The organism is Inquilinus limosus MP06, assembly GCF_000767795.1.
Classification (GTDB): Bacteria; Pseudomonadota; Alphaproteobacteria; order DSM-16000; family Inquilinaceae; genus Inquilinus; species Inquilinus limosus_E.
The window spans coordinates 1-4,966 of record NZ_JANX01000485.1; the positions used below are offsets into that span (position 1 = coordinate 1).

The window sequence follows — 4,966 nt, forward strand, 5'->3', positions numbered from 1 at the left end:
GGGAAGCTGATCCTCGCCGGCCGGTTGCCCTCCCAGGCGAAGGCACGGTCCTTCGACCCCTGCACGGTCAGCCCGTCGACGCTGATGCCGGCGCGGCCGGAGCCGCCGGGCCCCTCGACCACGCGGCCGACCAGCCCGGCGTCGAAGCTGTCGCCCGGCCGCACGAAGCGGGGCAGGGCCGGCTGGGCGACGACCGGCTGCCGTACCTTGACCTCGCCGGTGCCGACGCCGAAGCGGTCGGGCCCGCTGGTGACCACGGCGCGGATCTTGTAGACGGTCAGCGTGTCCGGCAGCTTGACCTTGACCTTGGCGGTGCCGTCCGGCCCGACCTGGACATGCGGCAGGTAGACCGGCACCGGGTTGAAGTTGCGGCGGACGGAGATGTTCTCCACCCCCCATTCGTCGGCGCCTTCGTCGCCGCCCGGCACCTCCTCCAGCGGGATCACGCCGAAGGCCATGTTGCGGGTGTCGCGCGCCGCCATCTGCGAGACGCGGGCGACGATGAACTTGGGCAGCGGGTCCAGCGGCTGCTCCCTGGCCAGGGACAGCACCGCCTGGTCGACCATCCAGAAGGTGGCCTCGCCGGCCAGCGGCTTGCCCTTCATGTCGGCCATGTGCAGCGTCACCTCGATCTCCTGCGCCGGGCGGGCGCTGGGCGGCGCGTCCAGCGTCACCGCAACCTGGTTCTCGACCGGCGTGACCTTGACCCAGGCGGTGGTGGCCAGCGTCACCGGCTTGCCCTGGTCGAAGGGCGCGGTGGCGGCCTGGCCGTCGCCCGGCAGCCGCCCGCGCATGATCAGGAAATGCACCGGCAGCCGCGGCATCTGCGCCTTGCGCACCGGCACCTGGTAGCGGCCGAAGCCGTTGGCGATGTCGACCCAGTCGTAGCGGAACTGGCCCTCCGGCTCCTCCACCACGGCCAAAGCGCGGGCGGTCTGGAACGGGCTCTCGATCACCAGCGTCGCGGTCTCGCCGGGGGCGTAGGCATCCTTGTCGGCGGTGACGGTGACGTTCTGCCCCGGCGGGCGCGACCAGGTCACCGGCGTGTCGCCGGCGGCGAACAGGTCGACCTTGACCGACTGGCTGCGGCCGATCTTATCGGCGGCCTCGACCGAGACGATGTAGACCCCGGCTTCCGGCAGGGCGAAATGCAACGCCTGCACGTCGGCGGTGGAGGTGACCTTCCGCTCCTCGATCGTCTCGTCGATCACCTGGGTGACGTATTTCGCCGAGCCCTGGCTGAAGTCGCTGGCCTGCAGCACCGAGTTCCAGTTGCGGTGGATCAGCTTCACCGTCATCTCGACGCCGGGCAGCGGCTTCCCGGCGGCGTCGACCGCCAGGATCTCCGGGTCCACCGCATCCGCCTTTGGCAGGTAGCGCGGCACCTTCAGCCCCAGGGTGAAGGGCGGCAGGGCCACCACATGCTGGGTGCTGCGGATCTGCATGTCGTCGTCGCCGGTGACCGTGGCCTCGACCACGTAGCGGCGCGGCTGGGCGGTCGGCTCGATCGTCGGATCCAGCGTGATCTGGGCCGACCCGCCGGCATCGGTCTTGCCGTCCTGCTGCAGCACGGGGGTGGAGCGGAACTCGTGCTCGCCCGAGAAGCGGGAGTCGCTGGAGAATTGGAAGCCCTCGCGCCCCGGCGGGGTCCAGCTGTAGGGGAACTGCGTCACCCGCCATTTGATCGGGCGGTCGGCCAGCAGGCCGCCGGCGAAATAGCGGGCCAGCAGCGAGACCTGGAGCTGGCTGTCGAGCGGCGCCGAATCCGGGCCGTTCAGCAGCACCTCGAAGGTCGGGAGCTTATAGGCCTCCTTCTTGAACGGCACCTGGCCGCATTCGTCGCCGTCGGGGTCGACGAAGCGGACGCTGTAATCGCCGGTGGCCTCGGTCTTCTCGTCGAAGCGCTGGTAGAAGCCGCCATTGCCGTCCAGCGTCACCGGCATCCGCCATTCCTGGTCGTCCGGGCCGTTGACCACGACCTCGCCCTTGCCATTGGCGAAGGACAGCGCGCCGCCGAGATAGGAGCGGACGAAGCCGCGGATCTCCACCGCCTCCTCCGGCCGGTAGATCGGCCGCTCGGTGAAGACATGGCACAGCATCTGCGGCCGCTCGCGCCGGGCCGCGACATCGCCGAAGCCCCAGGCCAGCCAGCTTTCGTCCGGCCTGGTCCAGTTCTCCTGCGCGTATTGCGCCGGGCCGTTCTCCGGCTCCAGCACCAGCGTGTCGGTACCCTTGGTGACGACGATGCGCCGGATCTCCGGCTCCTCGGCATAGGCGCCCTTCGGCGCCCAGGTGAAGCCGCCGTCGGGCCCGGTGACGCCGCGGGCCAGGGTGACGAATGCGTCGTCGCGCACGCCCTCCAGCCGGATCTCGGCGCCGTCGACCGGCCTAGCGCTGTTCAGCGAGGTGACGGTGAAGCGGATGCGCTGCGGCTCCTCCACCGTCGACAGGGTCAGGTCGGTCACCTGCAGCCGCAGCCAGCGCCGGTCGGCGCCGTCCACCGGCCGCAGCCCGACCAGATAGGTGCCGGGCTGGCTGGGGCCGGCGATCTTGGCCAGCAGCGGTTTGAGGTCGAGGCCGAACTTGGCCGAGACGCCGCCGCGCAGCGATGGCAGCGGCACCAACTCGGACACGGCGGGGGAGCCCAGCGCGGCGATCCGCTCCGCCATCGCGTCACGGTCGATCGCCGCCGCTTCCCCCCAGGGCTCCGGCTCGTTGCCGGACAGCGGCGGCGGCGTGTCGTCCTGGGTGGTCAGGCCTTCCGCCGGGAACGGCCAGAAGTCGCGGCCCAGCGGGTCGATGCGGTGGATGCGGATGTCGGCGCGGTCGTAGCCATGGCCGCGCAGCGGCACCATCTGCGGGCCGAAGCGCTCGCTGATGCCCTGGCCGGCATCCCAGGCCAGGGCCGGCAGGTCGGGCGGAAACACGAAGCGGACATCGGTGGCGGGGCCGGACAGGGGCCGCCCGCGAACATCCTTCAGGCTGCCGGGGTCGATGCGCAGGGTGTAGACCGTGTCCGGCAGGAACCGCCCGGTCAGGGTCAGGTCGCGGCCGTCGGGCTCCAGCGCCAGGTCGTCCACCGCCGGGGTGATGCGGAACACGTCGCGGGCGCGGACCACGTCCAGCGCCTCGGGGTCGTTCGAGAAGCGCAGCCGCAGCCGGCGCTCGCCGGTGGGCCGCGCCTCCTCGCCCTCATAGGCTGGCGGCTGGCTGCAGCGCAGCACGCCGTCCTGCAGGTCCTGCTGGAAGCTGCGGCCGCAGGACGTGTCGGTGACGGTGAAGGGCGCGGCGCTGCGCAGCCGCAGCTCGAAGATCGGGTCGTCCAGCCCGGCGGCGTCGGACAGGCGCAGCCGCAGGATCGCCATCCGCCCGTCCGGGATCGGCTGGCGCAGGGTCACGACATAGCCCTGCTGGGCGGTACGGTCCGCCCGCTCCAGCGCCTTGATGGTGAAGTCCTGCGCCGTCAGCTGCTGGCTGCCCTGGCCGTCGAAGCCGGGCAGGGGGCGCAGCTCGATGGTCAGCAGGCGCGCCAAGGCCTGGACGTCGACCGGGTCGGCGAAAGTCAGGCCGATCGTGTCGAGGTCGGCGATGCCGTCCGCCTGGTCGGCCGGGCTGGTGGCGACCGGCGTCGGCAGCAGCGGCACCAGCTCGGTGGCGTGGTCGGCGGAGGTGACGGTGACGCGGCGCAGCGGCTCCCACGGCTCGGCCGGGCGGAACTGCAGCACGCGGGGGCCCAGCCACTGCCAGGCGCCGGCCTGGTCGGGCGACAGCGTGGCGAATTTCGCGGGATCGTCCTCCGGCCCGCCGTCGCGTGGCCCGGCATCATGGTCGAAGAACACGGTGACCGGGTCCCAGCGGCGCAGGAACTTCTCCGGCACCACCTGGACGCCGTCGGCGCGCTGGATCTGGTCCATCGTCGCCGGCGGGGCCGCGGCGGTCTGCGCCAGGGCAGGAGTAGCGAGCGGGCCGGAAACCGAGGCGAGCAGGGCGAGGATGAGGGGAAGGCGGGTCATCACTTGCCTCTCGCATTCGTCGCCGGGACCAGCCCGGCCAGGTCCAGATAGCCGCGGATCACATCCTCGGGCGGCCCGCTCGGCCGCGCCTTGATGCCGACCACCGCCGGCCGCACCAGCGTGGCCGGGACGTCGGGCGGCACCTGCGCCTCGATCAGGTAGCGGCCGGGTGCCAGATGGCGCATCTGCACCACCCCGTCGCCCAAGGCCTTGCCGTCGGCATCCAGCAGCCGCACGCGGGCGCGGTCGGGCTCGGCCCGGATGCCGATGCCGATGTCGCCGTCCTTCTCGACCGTGAAGCCGAACAGGGCGGTGCCGCCGGAGGCGACGGTGACCGGATCGCCGACACCCTCGGCCAGCGGCACGATCGGCGTGGCCACCAGCTCGATCGAGCCGGAGAGCGGCCCGTCCTGCGGCGAGAACAGGTGCAGCAGCGACGCATCCTGCAGGTAGCGGTGGAACTCGGCGCCGGCCGGGAACAGCTCCGGCTCGTCGCCATCGGCGGCCAGGATCACCGGCGAGGTGGTGCGGGCGGTCAGCAGCGCGGGCTGCGGCGATGTCACCCGCAGGGTCATCGCCTCACCGGCCAGCGGCAGGATGCCGGGCAGCGGCGCCTCCTGCAGCTCCGGCTGAGGCCACGGCCCGTACTCGTTCGCCTCTATCCAGGTGGCGACCAGGCCGGCATCGTGGCGCAGCACCACCAGGCCAGGCCCGGTCAGCGGGATGCGGCGGCCGCTGGCGACATGCCCGTCGCGGCCGATCACCGTGGCCTCGGCGGCGCCGGCGACGATCAGCCGGTGGCCCGGGCCGGTGCCGGCTGGCAGCGCCAGCAGCATCGTGCCTTCGGCGCCGAAGAAGCGCTTCAGCACCCGGTCGGTGGCCAGCGCCGGGGTTGGGGAGGGGTCGGGGATCTGCGACAAGGAGACGGGGGCGGGCCTGGCGCCGGTGTTGAC

General features: G+C 72.4%; 2 protein-coding genes. Both read right to left on the bottom strand.

Translation table 11 applies throughout. From position 1 onward, the window contains the following. On the bottom strand, positions 1–4,013 hold a 4,013-nt coding region (locus P409_RS26550), incomplete at its 3' end, for an alpha-2-macroglobulin (RefSeq protein WP_034845501.1). Further along, on the bottom strand, positions 4,013–4,966 hold a 954-nt coding region (locus tag P409_RS26555), incomplete at its 5' end, for a hypothetical protein (RefSeq protein WP_238578782.1). The genes P409_RS26550 and P409_RS26555, both read right to left, overlap by 1 nt.